Here is a 17,399-nt window from a genome sequence, read left to right as displayed (position 1 = left end):
TGAAAGAGTGTCGTTCTTGAAAGACTGATTAGTAGCCTTGCCCAGTTTACTGAGTCAAGCAATCCAATGCTCCAGAGAGAGCAGCTAGCCCTTTCACCCCCTGATACACATGAAAGGATGTCCTATGCCTAACTACGGTTCTATTTTTCGTGAGTTTCGTCGTAACCGTCAGCTGACCTTACAGGATGTGGCTGATGAGATGATTTCGGTTGCTCAATTGTCGCGTTTTGAATGCGGTCAAACGGATCTTTCTCTGAGTCGCTTTCTCCACATCTTAGACAAAATCGGACTGACGGCAGACGAGTTCATGGACCGTGTAAACAACTACCAGCGGATTGAGCAAATTGGTCTCATGGCGCAGATGGCTAAGTATCATTACCAAAGAGATTTGGCAGGTCTGGCTCAAATGGTGGCAACAGAAGAAACAAAATTGACCCTAACCCCCAATAATCGCAGGGCTAAGTTAAATCGGATTCTCTTTTTGGGAGCCATTGCAGAACTGGACAGCAGTCAGCCATTGGTGCAGGCTGATTTGGATTTTGTGTCCGATCATCTCTTTTGCACCGAGCAGTGGCAGATTAGCGAGTTAATTTTGATCGGCAACCTTTACCGTTTCTATGACACAGCCAGTATCTGTCGGATGGTCGACGAGGTCGTCAAGCGCAAGCCATTTTACCAAGAGATTTCCACCCATAGAAATCTGGTAGAGACCACTCTGCTGAATGTGATGGAAACCTTGGTGGAGCGTGGGGAGTTGGATGATGCAAGCCGTTACGATAAGGTACTCTCACCACTGATTACCAATGAGCGCAAGGCCTATCATCGTCTAATCTATCTCTATGTCAAGGGCTTCCTCAAGCAGGCGCAAGGGGATAGAACTGGCATAAGCGATATGGAGCACGCCATTCAAAGTTTTTCTTGGATGGGGTCAACCCATCATGCAAAGACTTACCAGACACATTTTGATAGATGGATTAAAAAGATTTAATTTCCAAATATGCAAAAAAAGCAAACCTCTTTTTCAAATGCCCTATAATAGGTTCAGGAGAAAAGGAGGTTTTGATAATGAATAAAACTATATTTAAATTGATTACTAGTAGGGCAGTCAATAAAATTGGAAATGTCGTTTATGATTATGGGAACACCATTTGGATTGCTTCAATGGGTGCGATTGGACAGAAGTTTTTGGGGTATTACCAGTTGGCCGAGCAGGTAACGTCCCTTTTATTTAATCCTTTCGGCGGAGCAGTTGCAGACCGTTTCAAGCGCAGGCAGATTCTTTTGGTGACAGATGCTCTTTGTGCCCTTCTGTGCTTTTGTGTAGCCTTGATTTCAAGTGATCGACTCATGCTGTATGCTCTCTTGCTGGTTAATGTTATTTTAGCTATATCGTCTGCCTTTGCGAGTCCGGCGAATAAGTCTTATATTGCAACAGTCGTTGCTAAAGAGGAGTTAGTCTCTTATAACGCAACCTTAGAAGTGGTGCTCAAAATCATCAGTGTGTCCGCACCGCTTTTGTCATTTATTTTGGCTCATTTGGCCAGTCTTCAGTTGACCCTGCTCATTGATGGATTTAGTTTTGCCCTTTCCTTTCTGTTGGTTTGGTGGATTGACGCAGCAGAACCAGAGCCAAAGGGAAGTCCAGATCCTGGGTCTGTCAAGCGTATTTTGCTGGATATCAAGGAAGGAGTCAGCTTTATTGTCCGAGAAAGAGAGGTCTTTTTCCTGCTCTTGGTGGCTTCCGGAGTCAATGCCTTTATTGCGGGATTTAATTACCTTCTCCCTTTTACAGATCAGCTTTACCAGCGACCAGGGACTTATGCAAGCATTTTAAGTTTAGGGGCTGTTGGGGCGATTATTGGAGCTTTATTAGCCCCCAAAATACCATCTAATATGGAAACGTTACTGTTGAGTTTAGCCTTGTGTGGGCTCAGCTTAGTGCTCTTTGATCTGCCTGTCTCCAGTTATCTGGCTCAGACTGCCAACTTTTTCTTTGAGGCTTTTTTGACGATTTTTAATATTCATTTTTTCAGTCAGGTTCAAATCCGTGTGCCTAATCAGTATTTGGGGCGCGTTTTCAGTACCATATTTACGCTAGCTATTTTGCTCATGCCTGTGGGAACATTGACAATGACCCTACTTCCCTACAGTGTGGCCCTATCTAGTTTTCTCTATCTGGGACTAGGTATTGCAGGGTTTGCCCTTTTAAGCCTGCTTTACAGTAAGAAGTACTTGTCTAAGGTTTAGGACCTACTTCGCTACTTTTCTCTATAGCCGGTATTGCAGCAAAAGGCAACTTCGTCAGAGAAAGATTATTCTGTGGATGATTCATAAGTTCTTTTTCTTGCTTTATTTACTAATTAGTGATAAATTAACAGCATAGAAAGAGGGGTTACTATGCTGTACCAATCAGATTTTGAATTAGGTTATGTGGCGTTGAACGTGTTTGATATAGACCGCCAAGTCTTATTTTATCAAGAGGCACTTGGAATGACTGTCTTAGCTAAGAGCGAGACAGGGGTCAGCTTAGGAGTAGAGAATCACGAACTGGTACGCTTGATAAAAACGGGGGATCAGACCTTGTCAGCTGAGACTTCAGGCTTGTATCATTTAGCGATTCTGATGCCTAGCCGAGAAGCTTTATCCCAGATTTTTCGCCATTTTTTAGTCAATAAGGTTGCTCTGATAGGAGGGGCTGATCACGGTTATAGCGAAGCTCTGTATCTGCAAGATCCTGAAGGCAATGGTCTGGAAATTTATCGAGACCTGCCTCAGGAAACTTGGGATATTCGTCCTGATGGAAAAATCATCGGCAAGACAGAAGCTTTAGATGAACAAGGGCTTTTTGAGCTGACCGATTTTTCAGGACCGTATCGGATGCCCAAAGAAGCTCGGATGGGTCATATTCACCTTCAAAGTCCATCCAGTCAGAAGTCTTCCCACCAATTCCAAGAGGTGTTTGGAGTAGCAGACAAGTTCTCTATTCCATCTGGTGCTTGGTTGGCGTCAGGCACTTACCATCATCATTTGGCAGTCAATGAGTGGGCAGGGCCTAAACTGCTGAAGCGCCGAGTGGGAATGAGAGGGCTTGCCTACTACAGTATTTATTTTGATAGGGAAACAGACTATAGGTTATGTCTTTTAAGAGCTAAAAAGGTTGGTTGGGAGATTGAATTGGAGCAGCAGGAGACCTTTATCGTTGATCCAGATGGTATCCGAGTGAAACTTTCTTATCGATGAGGTCCTAAACTGTAATAAAGGTATTGACAACTTAAGGTCGTTTAGGTAGAATAGGATTATCAATCACCAGTGGTAATCCTATTTTAGGGTGGTGAGACATTGTATAGGGGCCTTAGCTCAGCTAAGCGAGGCTTTAGTCGAGCTTTGTCGAAAGTCACAACGTGACTGCACGACAGGGGCAGCGCCAGTTCACTGAAATGGTGAGGCGATAGCGTTGTGCGATATGTTTCTATAGTATTTACGGGGCCTTAGCTCAGCTGGGAGAGCGTTTGGCTGGCAGCCAAAAGGTCAGGGGTTCGATCCCCCTAGGTTCCATCATTGCTTCCGATAAGCTAAGAAAACGTTGAGCAATCACCGTTTTCTTTTTTTGATCTTACGATGTTGTTTGATAGAAGAGGGTCACTTTTTTAGACATTGATGGCATTTGAGGATATTTCAGAGAGTTCATCTTTAGGATAGAGTTATAGGATGTCATAGTGATGTTCAGAGCAGCGCAGTCAAGTCTATACGGTGCTAGTTTTAGGTTTCGCGCAGAGGACCTGCTCTCTTTTTGTTGTATTAATGTCTGAATGTTTTGTAAAATTCAGAAAATAATTTTCCAAAATACTTCTTAAACTCAGGAAATTTTGCTATAATAGAGAGGAAATAAGACTTTATAGAGGAGAGTCAGATGTCAGAAGAGTTGAAGATTAGAAGTCATATTTATAATGGGATGGTCAAGTCGCCTAACCGAGCGATGCTTCGTGCAACAGGTATGACTGATGAGGATTTTAACAAACCGATTGTTGGTGTGATCTCGACTTGGGCAGAAAATACACCCTGTAATATTCACCTCCATGACTTTGGTCAGTTGGCCAAAGAAGGTGTGAGAGAGGCAGGCGGATGGCCAGTTCAGTTTGGAACGATTACAGTTGCAGATGGGATTGCCATGGGAACACAAGGGATGCGTTTCTCGCTGACTTCGAGGGATATCATTGCTGATTCGATTGAGGCGGCTATGGGTGGTCACAATGTGGATGCTTTTATTGCAATTGGTGGCTGTGACAAAAACATGCCCGGCTCTGCTATTGCCATGGCGAATATGGATATTCCAGCGATTTTTGCTTACGGTGGCACTATTGCGCCAGGAAATCTAAATGGGAAGAATATTGACCTGGTATCGGTTTTTGAAGGGATCGGTAAGTGGAATAACGGCGATATCACCGAAGAAGAAGTTCGGGCTATTGAGTGTAGTGCCTGTCCTGGACCTGGTGGTTGTGGTGGGATGTACACTGCCAATACCATGGCAACAGCGATTGAGGTAATCGGCCTTAGCCTTCCAGGGTCATCTTCTAATCCAGCGGAATCTGCAGATAAACAAGCTGACATAGAAGAAGCAGGCCGTGCAGTTGTTCGGATGTTGAAACTTGGGATCAAGCCGTCAGATATCATGACGCGTGAAGCCTTTGAAGATGCTATTACAGTGACAATGGCTCTCGGTGGTTCTACCAATGCAACCCTTCACCTTTTGGCCATGGCTCATGCGGCGAATGTTGATTTGACCTTGGAAGATTTTAATGATTTCCAAGAGCGCGTGCCTCACTTGGCTGATTTGAAGCCATCTGGTCAGTACGTCTTCCAAGACCTCTATGAAGTCGGAGGTGTGCCAGCTGTCATGAAGTATTTATTGGCCAATGGCTTCTTGCATGGCGATCGTATCACTTGTACGGGTAAGACTGTTGCTGAAAATTTGGCTGATTTTCCAGATCTGACACCTGGTCAAAAAGTCATTATGCCTTTAGATAATCCAAAACGAGCGGATGGGCCGCTTATCATCCTCAAAGGGAACTTGGCACCGGATGGAGCCGTTGCAAAAGTCTCTGGGGTTAAGGTCCGTAGTCATACCGGACCTGCTAAGGTCTTTGATTCGGAAGAAGAGGCTATTGAGGCGGTTCTGAATGATGATATCGTTGATGGCGATGTGGTTGTGGTACGCTTTGTGGGACCTAAAGGAGGTCCAGGTATGCCTGAGATGCTCTCCTTATCTTCCATGATTGTTGGGAAGGGGCAAGGCGATAAGGTAGCTCTTCTGACTGATGGGCGCTTCTCTGGCGGAACCTATGGTCTTGTGGTTGGGCATATTGCGCCTGAAGCACAAGACGGCGGTCCTATTGCTTACCTCCATACGGGAGATCTCGTGACGGTCGATCAAGATACAAAAGAAATCACCATGCATGTCTCAGACGAGGAAATTAAGCGCCGTAAGGCTGAGACAGTCTTGCCACCTCTGTACTCACGTGGTGTTCTCGGGAAATACGCTCACACGGTTTCTTCAGCAGCTAAGGGGGCAGTTACAGATTTCTGGCGTCTGGATAAAACTGGAAAAGCTTAAAATGTTTATGGAAGATCTCGTTCATGCCAAAAGTCCTCAGGCGAGAAAAAGGGAAGTATGAACTTAGATCTGTCAAAGATGTTACTTAAAAAACGTCCAAAATCTTGATTTTGGGCGTTTTTATCAGTGATGGCTTAGGTATAAGTGTTCGATTGTTCTCGACGCGACTTGTTTTGACCAAGTTTAGCCACAGGCTATCTTAAAGATCGTTTTTACGATAACAGGGCTATAACCGTCTAGGTTTGGATTACGAGTCTAGAGTTTTTTTGGAAAGGTACTTGACCATTCGCCAACTCACCACATGCGTCAGGATTAAGGTCAGGACAAAGACTTTGATCCCTTGTTGCCAATCTTGTCGATGGTTAGATGGAAAGCAGAGAAAGCCTATTTCGATGAAAATTGGATGGATGAAATAATAGTAACGGCTGAGTGACTTGAGAACTCTAAGTGTCTGATCATTTTTTGAACTGAGAAGGGGTGTTTGGATGGTCCAAGTAAAGAGAAACAAGGATAAAGGAAGGAGGCCTAGAAAAAAATTCTTATCTATCCCTTGATGTCGGAAAACGATCCATCCTTCAAGGGCAAAAGTTAAGAGAGAGAGGCAGAGGCCAGTTTTTAACTGACTGTACTTTAACTTCTTTAAATGAAATTGATAAGCTAGCTCACCAAGACAAACAAAGACTGGCATGTAAAAGATACCATTGCGAGCTGTCCAGAAAATATGTTGATAAGTTTGATAGAAATGCCCAATGAGAGTACCTGCTGTATAGGCAGAGTAGGTCTCAAGAAGTCCAAAACTATAGAGGATAAGACTGATGAAGAGGCAAGTCTTGAGTGACAGAAACCTTCGAAAGAAGTGAATCAAACTATATCCGGTTAAAAAAGCTGGAATGTACCAAAGGTGGTAACAGGTTCCAGTGTAGAAAAGAGCGATGAGGAGTGCCAGAGGTACTTGGTCTAAGGGAATAGACTTCTGTGCTAGATAGACTAGGGCAAAGGGGAGGAAGATCAATGACCAAAAGAGGTAGGTTTTCCTGAGAGAGAGGATGAGATCTTTGAGCCGACAATACCCTTGCGCCAGTTGATACTGGTAGAAGAAGCTGGAACTGATGGCAAAAAAGGGGACTGCGACTCGGCTAAAAAGGCTTTTTTGGATAAAGTGGAGACTGTCTTGGGGAAAGATCCGGCCAGCGTGGAGCAGTATGACGAGAATGGCTAAGGAAAACTGAACGAGGCTGAGCATTTTCCAGTTGATCGCCACCGATTTAAGGGATTGATTAGGCATGGCCCCTCCTGATAGAATATTATGACTGCCAATAGAGGAATTGGGATACTGAAAAGGAGTGAGAAAAACTCAACTAAGTAAAGAAGAATTTCACTCACTCCCATGATTTCAGCGGTACAGAGGCATTTTTAAATTCAAACTCAATGGAGCTTATTTAGGACTAATTCCTAACGCGATTCGCCCATAACGGCTGATGCGGGTGACTTTCCAGGCTGGTGACCAGACGATTTCTACCCGAACCTTTTTAATGCCGTCGATTTCTGAAAGGGAGGCGATAATCTCATCCGGTAAGGTGTCCGCACACGAGCAACCGACATCGGTAAAGGTCATGATGAGATGGCAGGTCCCTTCCTCATCTAGCGTGATTTCATAGATCAGTCCGAGGTTATAGATATCTAGCTCGATGTCAGGGTCGTAAATAGCCTCTAGTTTTTCAATTAGTTTAGCACTAATCTTAGCAGCGCGGTCATTGATTTTGATGTCGTCTCTCATCTTACTTACCTCAAACGGTTATTTCTGAAAAATTATAGCAAGATTTCACTATTTTTTCAAGTATTGACCTTAGGTGGAGGACTCAGGCATCAAACTCTGCCTTAGATTTGACATCTGCATATTCTTCAGGCATCTCCTTACGGAGAATCTGCTCATATGGCGCTAAGCTAATCTCAGGCCCATAGGTTTTGTAAAGTGCTGTAGTTACTAAACGATAGGCTAAATTCGCGTTGCGCGATAAGATAGGACCATGAAAATAGGAGCCAAAGACATTCTTGTAGTGCAATCCCTCTGTACCATCTTCGCCATTATTTCCCTTACCATAAATAATTTGACCAAGCGGTTTTTCATCGTCTGAAAGAAAGGTGCGTCCTTGATGGTTTTCAAAGCCGTAGTAGGTTTCGTTGAATTCGGGATTATGAATCTTGATGTCCCCGATAAAGCGATTATTGGTTTGGTTAAGGGTATAGTGCCCTAATATCCCTAAGCCCTCAATACGCTTTCCACTGGCTTCGATGTAGTATTGGCCAAGAAACTGAAAACCACCACAGATGGCTAAAAGAACACCATCGTTTTCAATATAGTGGCTAAGGGTTTCCTTTTTAGAAGGGAGGTCCGTAGCGATAATGGCTTGTTCGTAGTCCTGGCCACCACCGAAAAAGACAATTTGATAATCTTCCGGCTGGAAATTGTCTTGTATGGAGACAATGTCAACTGTCACATAAGCCCCAAGTTTTTCTGCTACATATTTGAGCATAAGGATATTGCCGTTATCTCCATAGGTGTTCATCAAATCCCCATAAAGATGGGCGATTCGGAGACGGTAAGGATAGTTACCTTCAGGACTTTGCAAAGAAGTATAAACCATTAAATCATCTCCTTTCTGACCGCTTGTCTCTGAGCCAAAAGTTCTCTGAGTTGGAGCATGGCCGTGTAGGTTGCAAGAATATAGGCGTTAGGCGTCGTGCTCTGCTCAATCTGGTTGAGTAAATCCTCTAGAGACTGACAGCTGGTCATCTTGGTTTCATCAAAACCAGCTACTCTTAGACGACGGGCGATTTCAGATTCTCGGTCACCTGCTGAGTAGATTTCTGTGATTGGCAAATCGCAGACGCGTTCAAAATTAGCATCCCAAATCCAGCTCGTATCAATGCCGTCAGCATAGTTGGCATTTAAAATGACAGACAAACTAAAGTCATAAGGAGCGAGTGCTATCGTTTCTAAGGCTTGGCTAGCGCCGACAGGGTTTTTAATGAGTACCAGTGTACAAGATTTATCACCGATTTGGAAGGTTTCCTGACGGCCAAAGACAGCCTTGCTTTTCTCAAAGCCTTTTTTAATCGTTTCCGGAGCGATTCCCAAATATTCAGCAACAGCAACTGCAGCTAAGGCGTTGTAAATATTGTAGAGACCACCTACATTGATGCGATAATTTTGGCCGTCAATGCTGAAACTGCTGCTAGTATGCGTTAATTCACTCAGCTCTGTCAAGGCATAGTCCAGCTGTGGCCGTTTAAAGTCACAGTTGGGGCAAAGGTAGCTGCCAAGGTTGGCGTAGGTATTCATTTTGAATTGGATAATGTGATGGCAATGCGGGCAGAGGACACCTTCGGTGTTATAATGAGCCAGTTTTGGATCGGTTTCTGCCGTTGCAAATCCGTAGTATTTAACAGGATTAACCATGGGATTGGAGTTGAACAAGGGGCTATCGCCATTGAGCAAAACAGTAGCTTCCGGAGCCTTGGCAGCGCCATCTAAAATAAACTGGTAGGTGGTATAAATCTCTCCAAAGCGGTCCATCTGATCACGGAAAATATTGGTAAACACAAAAAGGCTGGGTTTTAAAAATTCCGTTACTTTAGGAAGACTAGCTTCATCAATTTCGAGGACTGCGACCTTCTTGCCAGATTTTCCTGTTTTGGCAGATAAAAAAGCGGCGGTGATTCCTGTGATCATATTGGCTCCAGAAGGATTAGTCAGGACCTGGCCGTAAGCCTCTTGAAGAATACCAACCGTCAGAGCAGTGGTCAAGGTTTTGCCGTTGGTCCCGGTCACAACAATGATTTCATAGTCTTTAGAAAGGGTTTCTAGGATTTTAGGGTCGTATTTCAGGGCTATTTTTCCTGGGAAAGTAGAGCCGCGCCCCATTTTTTGCAATAAAAATTGACTGGTTTTACCAGCTAAAAGACCAAATAATGTTTGTAATTTCATAATCTTATTTTACCACAATTTCTCATATCCATCATCTAGAAAAAATGATATAATGGAGAAGGACACTTTTCAGATGAAGAGATGAGTTAGAGAGGAGCGGTTAATGAGTTTTAGTCAATTATGGCAAAATAATGGACAATTTTGGCAGACCTTAGTAGACAGTCCTTGGCGCTTGTTGATGAATATTGTGGACATTGCCCTAGTGACGGCCATTTTGTATTTTTTTATCAAGACTTTAGCAGGAAGTCGTGTGGTGACTCTGGTTCGTGGGGTAGGTTTGTTTATCCTTGCCCAAATTATTGCTAGTATCTTTGGTCTGCAAACTATTTCATTCTTGCTCAGCCAAATCTTTACCTACGGAATTATCGCAGCAGTGGTTATTTTTGCACCAGAGATTCGCGCCGCTTTGGAAAAATTAGGACGGACCGCGACGGTCTTCTCTTCAAGCAACAGTTTGACGGACGAGGAAAAATTGATTCAAGCCTTTGTGAAAGCGACGGATTACATGGCACCTCGTAAAATTGGCGCTTTGGTTTCTGTAGAAGGGACAAAGCCTCTGGCCGAGTTTATCAATACCGGCATTTCACTAGATGCGGATATATCGAGTGAACTCTTGATAAACATTTTCATTCCCAATACCCCGCTCCATGACGGCGCAGTGATCATTAAAAATAATAAGATAGCAGCAGCGAGTGCTTATCTGCCTCTCTCAGATAGTAGTCAGATTTCAAAAGAATTTGGGACACGCCACCGGGCGGCCATCGGCCTTTCTGAGCAGACAGATGCATTTACCTTTATCGTTTCGGAAGAAACAGGAAATATATCGGTCACTCATCAAGGGATCTTCAAGCATGATTTGACTAGAGATGAGTTTAAGCTGGAGTTGGAGCGTGTTTTTGGTTCTGAAGAGTCTTCTGGCCGCTCAACCCGTTGGACTCCGTTTTGGAAAGGGGGAAGTAAATGATTAGCAAGCGACAACGTGGCTATTACTGGGCTGTTTCATTTGTCTTGGCACTCTTTCTTTTCGTATATGCTTCACTCAGTAATTTTCAGACGACATCATTAGCAAAAACCTCTAGTTCGGAAACCTTTACTAATACCATTTATAATGTTCCGATTAATTTGAGTTATAACAATGAGGCTTACTTTATCTCAGGCTTTACATCCGATGTTACCGTCCAGCTGACGTCATCTAATCGTGTGACCCTCCAAAAGGAAAGTCAAGAAGCGACGCGTAGTTTTATCGTTACAGCAGACTTGAATGACTTTGAGTCAGGGAGTCATGATATTCCTCTAAGAATTGAGAACCTCCCAACTGGGGTTAATGCAACGGTCATTCCTGCTTCAATTACAGCTAAGATTGGGAAACGTGTGACAAGTACCCTTCCGATTCGAGCTGAAATTGCGGCAGAACAAATTGAAGAAGGCGTTACTATCTCAAGTTTAGCGACCAAGGTAACTGAAGCTGAAGTGACGACCGATGAGTCAACGATGGCCAAGATTGATCATATTTTAGCGACCCTGCCAAGTGACCAGACTGTTTCTGAAAATATCACGAGTACAGTCACGTTAAAAGCTGTTGACGCTGAGGGGAATCTTTTGCCAGCCATAATATCACCAGAAGAGACTACTATGGTGATTAAGGTCAAAAAAGCAAGTAATTAATCTGTTATTTTGTCACTAAATTGTCTTAAAATGTAACAGGTGATGAGATAAAGCTATGTTATGATGAATTGATTAATATAATATTATCAGTACAATACTATCAAGAAAAAGGATGATTTAATAATGGGGAAATATTTCGGAACAGATGGCGTTCGGGGTGAGGCAAATCGTGAGTTAACACCGGAATTAGCGTTTAAATTGGGCCGTTTTGGGGGCTATGTGCTCAGTCAGCACGAAGTAAATCGGCCCCGTGTTTTTGTGGGACGTGATACTCGTATTTCTGGTGAGATGCTAGAATCTGCTCTGATTGCAGGTCTTTTATCTGTCGGAATTGAAGTATATACCTTAGGGATTATCGCAACACCAGGTGTAGCTCATTTGGTCAGGACAGAGAAGGCTAGTGCTGGTGTCATGATTTCAGCTAGCCATAATCCTGCTCAGGATAATGGGATTAAGTTTTTTGGCAATGATGGTTTTAAATTGGACGATGAGAAGGAGGCAGAGATTGAAGCACTTCTTGAAGCCGATGAGGACCACTTGCCTCGTCCGAGCGCTCAAGGTTTAGGGACCTTGGTGGACTACCCAGAAGGCTTACGCAAATACCAACAGTTTTTGGTCTCTACAGGTCAGAATCTGGAGGGTATGAAAGTTGCGCTAGATGCAGCTCATGGGGCTGCATCAACTAGTGCGCGTCAGGTTTTTGCCGATTTAGGGGCTGATATTTCAGGGATTGGCGATAAACCGGATGGGCTTAACATTAATGACGGTGTTGGTTCAACACACCCGGAAGCCCTTCAAGAGCTGGTCAAAGAAAAAGGCGCTGATTTGGGACTGGCCTTTGACGGAGATGCCGATCGCTTGATTGCGGTAGATGAAAATGGGGAGTTGGTCGATGGGGATAAGATTATGTTTATCATCGGGAAATACCTATCTGAAAAAGGCCTTTTAGCCCAGAATACGATTGTGACAACTGTGATGTCTAATTTGGGATTTCATAAGGCTCTGGATGAGAAAGGAATTTCTAAAGCTGTGACAGCTGTTGGCGACCGTTATGTCGTTGAAGAAATGCGAAAATCAGGCTTCAATCTTGGTGGGGAACAGTCTGGACATGTTATCCTTATGGATTACAATACGACAGGAGATGGCCAGTTAACTGCTGTGCAATTGACCAAAATCATGAAGGAGACAGGGGCTAAGCTGTCAGAACTAGCTGCGCAAGTCACTATCTACCCTCAAAAGTTAGTCAATATCCGCGTGGAAAACAGCATGAAGGATAAGGCCATGGAAGTTCCAGCTATTGCGGCCATCATTGAGAAAATGGAGGCAGAAATGGATGGAAATGGACGAATTTTAGTTCGTCCAAGTGGTACAGAACCTCTTCTTCGTATTATGGCAGAAGCTCCTACAGATGCTCAAGTGGACTATTATGTGGATACCATTGCAGCTGTGGTCAAACAAGAAATCGGACTGGATTAAAAAATGGGCAGGATGATGACCTAAACTAGGGAGCTCCTGCCCTTAACTTTTAAGAAAAATGATTGAACAATCGCTAAAAACATGATAAAATAAGGCTATTGTAAAGGTTCGGGAAATACTTACTAGCTACTAATCATTAAAAAGTAGTCAGTGGTTTTGGGTGCCTGATGAAATTAGAGGAGAATAAAAAAACTATGGCTTTTGGTGAGCAAAAGAAGAAAAAAACAGCGTTTGAGAAATTGACAATGGCGGTTGTCGTAGTCATGGTGTTTGTGACCATTTTTAGTTTGGTTGTGTCAGCAATCAATACCCTATTTTAGGGATCATATAGAAAAAACAGGCGAGCCAGTTGTAGATCAGCCAAAGAGCAATCTAAAGATGGATCAGCCTGTTTTTTCAGAATAGAAGGCTTATTGCAGGCTTTCTGACAGAAGGGAAATAGAATATAATGAGTATGTTTTTAGATACAGCCAAGATTTCGGTCAAGGCAGGTAAGGGTGGCGATGGTATGGTGGCTTTTCGCCGTGAGAAATATGTGCCAGATGGCGGTCCTTGGGGCGGTGATGGTGGTAAAGGCGGTTCAGTTGTGTTTCAGGTTGATGAAGGCCTTCGAACCTTGATGGATTTCCGCTATAACCGTAAATTTAAGGCTCAAGCTGGAGAAAAAGGCATGACAAAGGGCATGCATGGCAGAGGGGCACAAGACTTAGTGATTCGTGTGCCACAGGGGACAACTGTTAGAGACGCAGAGACAGGAAAAGTTTTGACGGACCTAGTTGAGCATGGGCAGGAGTTCGTTGTTGCCAGAGGGGGGCGCGGTGGTCGAGGGAATATTCGCTTTGCAACTCCCAAAAATCCTGCTCCTGAGATTGCCGAAAATGGGGAGCCTGGTGAGGAACGAGAGCTACAATTGGAATTGAAGATTTTGGCTGATGTTGGTCTGGTAGGTTTCCCATCTGTCGGTAAATCAACCCTCCTCAGCGTTGTTTCTGCCGCCAAACCTAAAATTGGAGCGTATCACTTTACCACCATCGTGCCTAACCTTGGCATGGTCAGAACCAAGTCTGGCGACAGCTTTGCCATGGCCGATCTGCCAGGCCTGATTGAAGGTGCTAGTCAGGGTGTGGGCTTGGGTACCCAGTTTCTCCGTCACATCGAGCGGACACGGGTCATCCTTCATGTCATTGACATGTCTGCTAGCGAGGGACGCGACCCTTATGAAGACTACCTTGCCATCAACAAGGAGCTAGAGACCTACAACCTGCGCCTCATGGAGCGGCCTCAGATTATTGTGGCCAACAAGATGGACATGCCAGAGGCTGAGGACAATCTAGCCCTCTTCAAAGAGCAACTCGCTGCCAACTACGATGAATTTGATGACTTGCCACAGATTTTTCCTATTTCAGGGATTGCCCACCAAGGTTTGGATGCTCTATTAGAGGCTACCGCTGACTTATTGGCCAAGACAGACGAGTTCCTCCTTTACAACGAGGAGGAGATGTTGGACGAGGAAGCCTACTACGGCTTCACCGAGGACCAGCGACCATTTGACATCAGCCGTGATGACGATGCCGCTTGGGTGCTGTCTGGTGAAAAACTGGAACGCCTCTTTGTCATGACCAACATGGAGCGCGACGAGTCCATCATGAAATTTGCCCGCCAGTTGCGTGGTATGGGTGTTGATGAAGCCCTCCGAGAATGTGGTGCCAAAGATGGTGATACCGTCCGCATCGGCAACTTCGAATTTGAGTTTGTGGATTGATAAGGTCCGGGGGACCTTATCAACCTGAGCCTGAAAATAAGAAAGCGAGGAAGGTCTGGGGGACCTTATCAACCCGAGCCTGACAATAAGAAAGCTAGGAAGGTCTGGGGGACCTTATCAACCCGAGCCTGAAAACGAAAAAGCGAGGAAGGTCCAGATGCCCTTATCAACCCGAGTCTGACAATAAGAAAGCTAGGAAGGTCTAGGGGATCTTATCAACCCGAGCCTGAAAACGAAAAAGCGAGGTACGGAGTCCAGTGGGGAGTTTTAGGGGCGAGCCTAGACGTTAGCTAGTGACGATTCGGTTACGCTGATTTGTGCTGGATAATGCTCGAGAGCCTACGGGTGAATCGGACAAAACATGGTTGGATACAAGGGGAGCATTAGGTTAAGGAGATATCTATGTTAGATCACATTTATAGCGCTTTTGACCTGATGGAGCAAGGGCGACTGGATGCTGCTTTGGCCTTATTGGACAGTTTGGTGGTGCCAGAAGCTGATTCTGTTTATTATGACTACCTGTCCACCTACGGTTATGTGCATGCGGCTAGGAAAGACTATATTTTAGCTGTCCAAGCCTACGAAGCCTATCTGAACAAGGCTGTGGCTGAGGGAGATAGGCTTCACCAGCACCGTGCCCATCATCAACTCTGTATGGTCTATCGGGAGCAGGGGGATTTTGGGGCAGCAATGGCAGAGTTAGATAAGGAGAGAGCCATTATTAGTCAGCACTTTATGGATGATGACTTGGTCTGGGCGGTACATCTTTACGAGGTTGGTTATGTGTCGCATTTGCTGGGCGATCACGATAAAGCTGTATCAGATATGGGCAGAAGTTTAGAACATGCCTTAAAAACAGACGATTTGATTGCTCAGGCCTGTGCTTATCGAGGATTAGGAGAAATTCAGTCTAGTGCTGAGCACTTAATCAAGGCTAAGGCCTTGTTTGAAGAAGCAGGTGAGAACATCGGCAGTCAAGAAATCGATGACCTGCTCAGCCATTTACCATAAAAACAGGAGGTGAACCATGGGCGATAAACCGATATCCTTCAAGGACAAGGACGGAAACTTTGTCTCGGCAGCTGACGTGTGGAACGCTGAGAAGCTAGAAGAACTTTTCAACCGATTGAATCCTAAGCGTGTTCTGCGCCTAGAAAGAGAACGATTGTTAAAAGTGGAAAAATAAAAGAGCGAGCTGAGTTTAACGAGCGTGTTTAAAGAGGGGAGAACGGCTAAAAGTGCTTGAGAGATTTCTCCAAGCCTTTTTTGTGCACATTCCTAACTTTTAAAAAGAGATAGAGTGTTTAAACGATATCTGGTATAATAAGGACAAGAAATAACGAAACGAGGAGTAAACAATGCCTAAGCAAGCGAGATGGGTAGCTTTATTTAAAGAGGTTGTCGGACGAAATCCTAGTCCAGAAGAATTTCAAAAGGGCAAGGCTAGTGGGTTTGATTTTACACAGATCAGGGCTATCGCAGGACAAGGAGCTATGGAGTTAGAACAGGAAGTTGCTGCTCCGCTGTTGAATCCTGAGCCAGTCCGCTCTGAAGAGGCGAAATTGGAACAGACTTCGGTTAAGCCCAATAAAGCAAAATCGACAAGCAAAACCACCACTTTTGTAAGACTTGGCTTCGGTTTACTAGCTCTTGTGGCTTTGGCTGGTTATTTTTACGGGCAATCCCAGACTAAGCCAGAAGTAAAAGCAGAGGCACTAGTAGAAGCAGTAAATAACAACAACTATGAAACGGTAGCAGATTTATTGTCAGCATCGGGCCAAACTTGGACAGAAAAGGATGCTAAGCGTTTTATTGCTTATTTAGAGGAACAAGAACAAACCCTGCCAGAAATCTTGGATAGTATGGCAACAGACCACTTTAAAACACCTTATAATGATGCTAAGGGCAATAAGCTATTGGGCTTACTGGAACAGGGGAAGAAGTGGTTAGTATTCCCGGACTATCAATTTGTGACCTACCCACTAGAGCTAACAGCGACCAGTGATTTAGAGACACTACGCATCGCTGGAAAGACAATTGAACAAGGAGAAATGGTTCCGGTAGCCAGTCTACCGTTTATCCCTCAAACGGTGACCGTAGAGGGTGAGACAGCTCATGGCCCTGTCAAGACGGAGATTTCTCTTGATTTAGATCAGGCAAGCCATAATCAGCTGGACTTGCCACTTGAATTAAGCCGTCAGACCGTAGTGGCTCATTTGCCATTTGATACCGCTGATCTGGCAGAAATCCGTCTTTATATCAATGGGAATGAGGTTGCTCGTGGCCTAGAAGCTGAAATCGAAACTTTTGACTGGGAAAATTTAGAGGTTAAGGCAACGTTCAAGGTTAAAGACCAAGTGTTTGAGACGAAGCCTAGTCAGACCAGGGCTTCTGACTTAGACAATGTCAGCTTGGCCTTAAATGCAGAGGATACCGCCAAGGTTGAAGGGCTTTTGGCAAAGTTGGCTGAAAAACGCCAACCGTTAGTCCTCTGGTCTAGTCAGAAAGCAGATCAGCTAGCTTCTTTCATGGTTACTTGGGGGAATGCCATGAACCAACCAGGTTATCAAGAAATCACGAATCAAGAAACCGGTTTTGTTTTAGAAAATCGTGTCCGTTTAAATCAGGTACAGGATGTTACAACAGAGTTTTCTCAAGATGGAACAGGGAATTCCGATTACCAGGTTCTTGCCATTTACCGTTACCACTACAACGGCAATCAGGTTCATACCTATTATTTTACTATCCGAGCAGATGGTGCGCCGATTGTACTTTATAGCGCTCAGAATCAAGGTGGCATGCCAGATGATAAGTATTACATGAAAGAAACAGCCAATGAAGAATTGAAGGCAGGTTTTGCAAGAATTGTTAATTCTTGAGACGACTGTTTAGAAAGG

16 protein-coding genes and 1 tRNA gene are annotated in these 17,399 nt (G+C 44.4%); 13 read left to right on the top strand and 4 right to left on the bottom strand.

Annotated features, from left to right (window positions below):
• Nucleotides 1-124: 124 nt before the first annotated feature.
• From HF992_RS07645 to ilvD, 5 genes are all read left to right on the top strand, one after another.
• Nucleotides 125-988 (top strand): Rgg/GadR/MutR family transcriptional regulator, encoded by an 864-nt coding sequence (locus HF992_RS07645; protein WP_168549456.1) that lies wholly within the window; start codon nucleotides 125-127, stop codon nucleotides 986-988.
• Nucleotides 989-1,065: 77 nt separating this feature from the next.
• Nucleotides 1,066-2,247 carry an MFS transporter gene (locus tag HF992_RS07640; protein ID WP_168549455.1) on the top strand — a complete coding sequence of 394 codons (1,182 nt, stop codon included), beginning with the start codon at nucleotides 1,066-1,068 and terminating at the stop codon, nucleotides 2,245-2,247.
• A gap of 150 nt (nucleotides 2,248-2,397) precedes the next feature.
• Entirely contained in the window at nucleotides 2,398-3,240 is an 843-nt protein-coding gene (locus tag HF992_RS07635; protein ID WP_168549454.1) for a VOC family protein, read from the top strand.
• 242 nt (nucleotides 3,241-3,482) lie between these two features.
• Nucleotides 3,483-3,555 (top strand) — tRNA-Ala (locus HF992_RS07630).
• A gap of 355 nt (nucleotides 3,556-3,910) precedes the next feature.
• On the top strand, nucleotides 3,911-5,611 hold the full coding sequence (gene ilvD, locus HF992_RS07625; protein WP_168549453.1) for a dihydroxy-acid dehydratase: 1,701 nt from the start codon (nucleotides 3,911-3,913) through the stop codon (nucleotides 5,609-5,611).
• Between the two features lie 247 nt (nucleotides 5,612-5,858).
• Here ilvD and HF992_RS07620 read toward each other — a convergent pair whose 3' ends face one another.
• The 4 genes from HF992_RS07620 to murT all read right to left on the bottom strand — a co-directional run bounded on the left by HF992_RS07620 (nucleotide 5,859) and on the right by murT (nucleotide 9,599).
• Nucleotides 5,859-6,896 carry an acyltransferase gene (locus HF992_RS07620; protein ID WP_168549452.1) on the bottom strand — a complete coding sequence of 346 codons (1,038 nt, stop codon included), beginning with the start codon at nucleotides 6,894-6,896 and terminating at the stop codon, nucleotides 5,859-5,861.
• Nucleotides 6,897-7,046: 150 nt separating this feature from the next.
• The gene (locus tag HF992_RS07615; RefSeq protein WP_168549451.1) at nucleotides 7,047-7,388 is read right to left on the bottom strand and encodes a metal-sulfur cluster assembly factor; all 342 of its coding nucleotides are present in this window, start codon (nucleotides 7,386-7,388) and stop codon (nucleotides 7,047-7,049) included.
• Nucleotides 7,389-7,470: 82 nt separating this feature from the next.
• Nucleotides 7,471-8,256, bottom strand: a complete 786-nt coding sequence (gene gatD, locus HF992_RS07610; protein ID WP_168549450.1) for a lipid II isoglutaminyl synthase subunit GatD — start codon at nucleotides 8,254-8,256, stop codon at nucleotides 7,471-7,473.
• Entirely contained in the window at nucleotides 8,256-9,599 is a 1,344-nt protein-coding gene (gene murT, locus HF992_RS07605; RefSeq protein ID WP_168549449.1) for a lipid II isoglutaminyl synthase subunit MurT, read from the bottom strand. The genes gatD and murT overlap by 1 nt, the downstream gene beginning before the upstream one ends.
• Nucleotides 9,600-9,702: 103 nt before the next feature.
• Here murT and cdaA point away from each other — a divergent pair, with 103 nt between their 5' ends.
• From cdaA to HF992_RS07565, 8 genes are all read left to right on the top strand, one after another.
• Complete coding sequence (gene cdaA, locus HF992_RS07600; protein ID WP_168549448.1) at nucleotides 9,703-10,563, top strand: diadenylate cyclase CdaA; 861 nt, start codon at nucleotides 9,703-9,705, stop codon at nucleotides 10,561-10,563.
• Nucleotides 10,560-11,264, top strand: a complete 705-nt coding sequence (locus HF992_RS07595) for a CdaR family protein (RefSeq protein WP_168549447.1) — start codon at nucleotides 10,560-10,562, stop codon at nucleotides 11,262-11,264. Before cdaA ends, HF992_RS07595 begins: the two co-directional genes overlap by 4 nt.
• Before the next feature lie 123 nt (nucleotides 11,265-11,387).
• Entirely contained in the window at nucleotides 11,388-12,740 is a 1,353-nt protein-coding gene (glmM, locus tag HF992_RS07590; protein WP_168549446.1) for a phosphoglucosamine mutase, read from the top strand.
• A gap of 194 nt (nucleotides 12,741-12,934) precedes the next feature.
• Nucleotides 12,935-13,060 (top strand): DUF4044 domain-containing protein, encoded by a 126-nt coding sequence (locus HF992_RS07585; protein ID WP_168549445.1) that lies wholly within the window; start codon nucleotides 12,935-12,937, stop codon nucleotides 13,058-13,060.
• Between the two features lie 128 nt (nucleotides 13,061-13,188).
• Complete coding sequence (gene obgE / locus HF992_RS07580; RefSeq protein WP_168549444.1) at nucleotides 13,189-14,502, top strand: GTPase ObgE; 1,314 nt, start codon at nucleotides 13,189-13,191, stop codon at nucleotides 14,500-14,502.
• A 402-nt stretch (nucleotides 14,503-14,904) separates the two neighbouring features.
• Nucleotides 14,905-15,513 carry a tetratricopeptide repeat protein gene (locus tag HF992_RS07575; RefSeq protein WP_168549443.1) on the top strand — a complete coding sequence of 203 codons (609 nt, stop codon included), beginning with the start codon at nucleotides 14,905-14,907 and terminating at the stop codon, nucleotides 15,511-15,513.
• Between the two features lie 16 nt (nucleotides 15,514-15,529).
• Nucleotides 15,530-15,688, top strand: a complete 159-nt coding sequence (locus HF992_RS07570; protein ID WP_168549442.1) for a hypothetical protein — start codon at nucleotides 15,530-15,532, stop codon at nucleotides 15,686-15,688.
• A 172-nt stretch (nucleotides 15,689-15,860) separates the two neighbouring features.
• Entirely contained in the window at nucleotides 15,861-17,381 is a 1,521-nt protein-coding gene (locus tag HF992_RS07565) for a DUF4767 domain-containing protein (RefSeq protein WP_168549441.1), read from the top strand.
• Nucleotides 17,382-17,399 lie beyond the last annotated feature (18 nt).

This window comes from Streptococcus ovuberis (assembly GCF_012396585.1).
Lineage (GTDB): Bacteria > Bacillota > Bacilli > Lactobacillales > Streptococcaceae > Streptococcus > Streptococcus ovuberis.
This window is presented reverse-complemented; position numbering and strand designations above follow the sequence as displayed.

Excerpts from the sequence above, each read along its gene's own strand:
- HF992_RS07565 (WP_168549441.1), top strand. The coding sequence starts at position 15,861 with ATGCCTAAGCAAGCGAGATGGGTAGCTTTATTTAAAGAGGTTGTCGGA.
- HF992_RS07635 (WP_168549454.1), top strand. The coding sequence starts at position 2,398 with ATGCTGTACCAATCAGATTTTGAATTAGGTTATGTGGCGTTGAACGTG.
- ilvD (WP_168549453.1), top strand. The coding sequence starts at position 3,911 with ATGTCAGAAGAGTTGAAGATTAGAAGTCATATTTATAATGGGATGGTC.
- obgE (WP_168549444.1), top strand. The coding sequence starts at position 13,189 with ATGAGTATGTTTTTAGATACAGCCAAGATTTCGGTCAAGGCAGGTAAG.
- HF992_RS07570 (WP_168549442.1), top strand. The coding sequence starts at position 15,530 with ATGGGCGATAAACCGATATCCTTCAAGGACAAGGACGGAAACTTTGTC.
- murT (WP_168549449.1), bottom strand. The coding sequence starts at position 9,599 with ATGAAATTACAAACATTATTTGGTCTTTTAGCTGGTAAAACCAGTCAA.
- glmM (WP_168549446.1), top strand. The coding sequence starts at position 11,388 with ATGGGGAAATATTTCGGAACAGATGGCGTTCGGGGTGAGGCAAATCGT.
- HF992_RS07645 (WP_168549456.1), top strand. The coding sequence starts at position 125 with ATGCCTAACTACGGTTCTATTTTTCGTGAGTTTCGTCGTAACCGTCAG.
- cdaA (WP_168549448.1), top strand. The coding sequence starts at position 9,703 with ATGAGTTTTAGTCAATTATGGCAAAATAATGGACAATTTTGGCAGACC.
- HF992_RS07595 (WP_168549447.1), top strand. The coding sequence starts at position 10,560 with ATGATTAGCAAGCGACAACGTGGCTATTACTGGGCTGTTTCATTTGTC.
- HF992_RS07615 (WP_168549451.1), bottom strand. The coding sequence starts at position 7,388 with ATGAGAGACGACATCAAAATCAATGACCGCGCTGCTAAGATTAGTGCT.
- HF992_RS07575 (WP_168549443.1), top strand. The coding sequence starts at position 14,905 with ATGTTAGATCACATTTATAGCGCTTTTGACCTGATGGAGCAAGGGCGA.
- HF992_RS07640 (WP_168549455.1), top strand. The coding sequence starts at position 1,066 with ATGAATAAAACTATATTTAAATTGATTACTAGTAGGGCAGTCAATAAA.
- HF992_RS07620 (WP_168549452.1), bottom strand. The coding sequence starts at position 6,896 with ATGCCTAATCAATCCCTTAAATCGGTGGCGATCAACTGGAAAATGCTC.
- gatD (WP_168549450.1), bottom strand. The coding sequence starts at position 8,256 with ATGGTTTATACTTCTTTGCAAAGTCCTGAAGGTAACTATCCTTACCGT.
- HF992_RS07585 (WP_168549445.1), top strand. The coding sequence starts at position 12,935 with ATGGCTTTTGGTGAGCAAAAGAAGAAAAAAACAGCGTTTGAGAAATTG.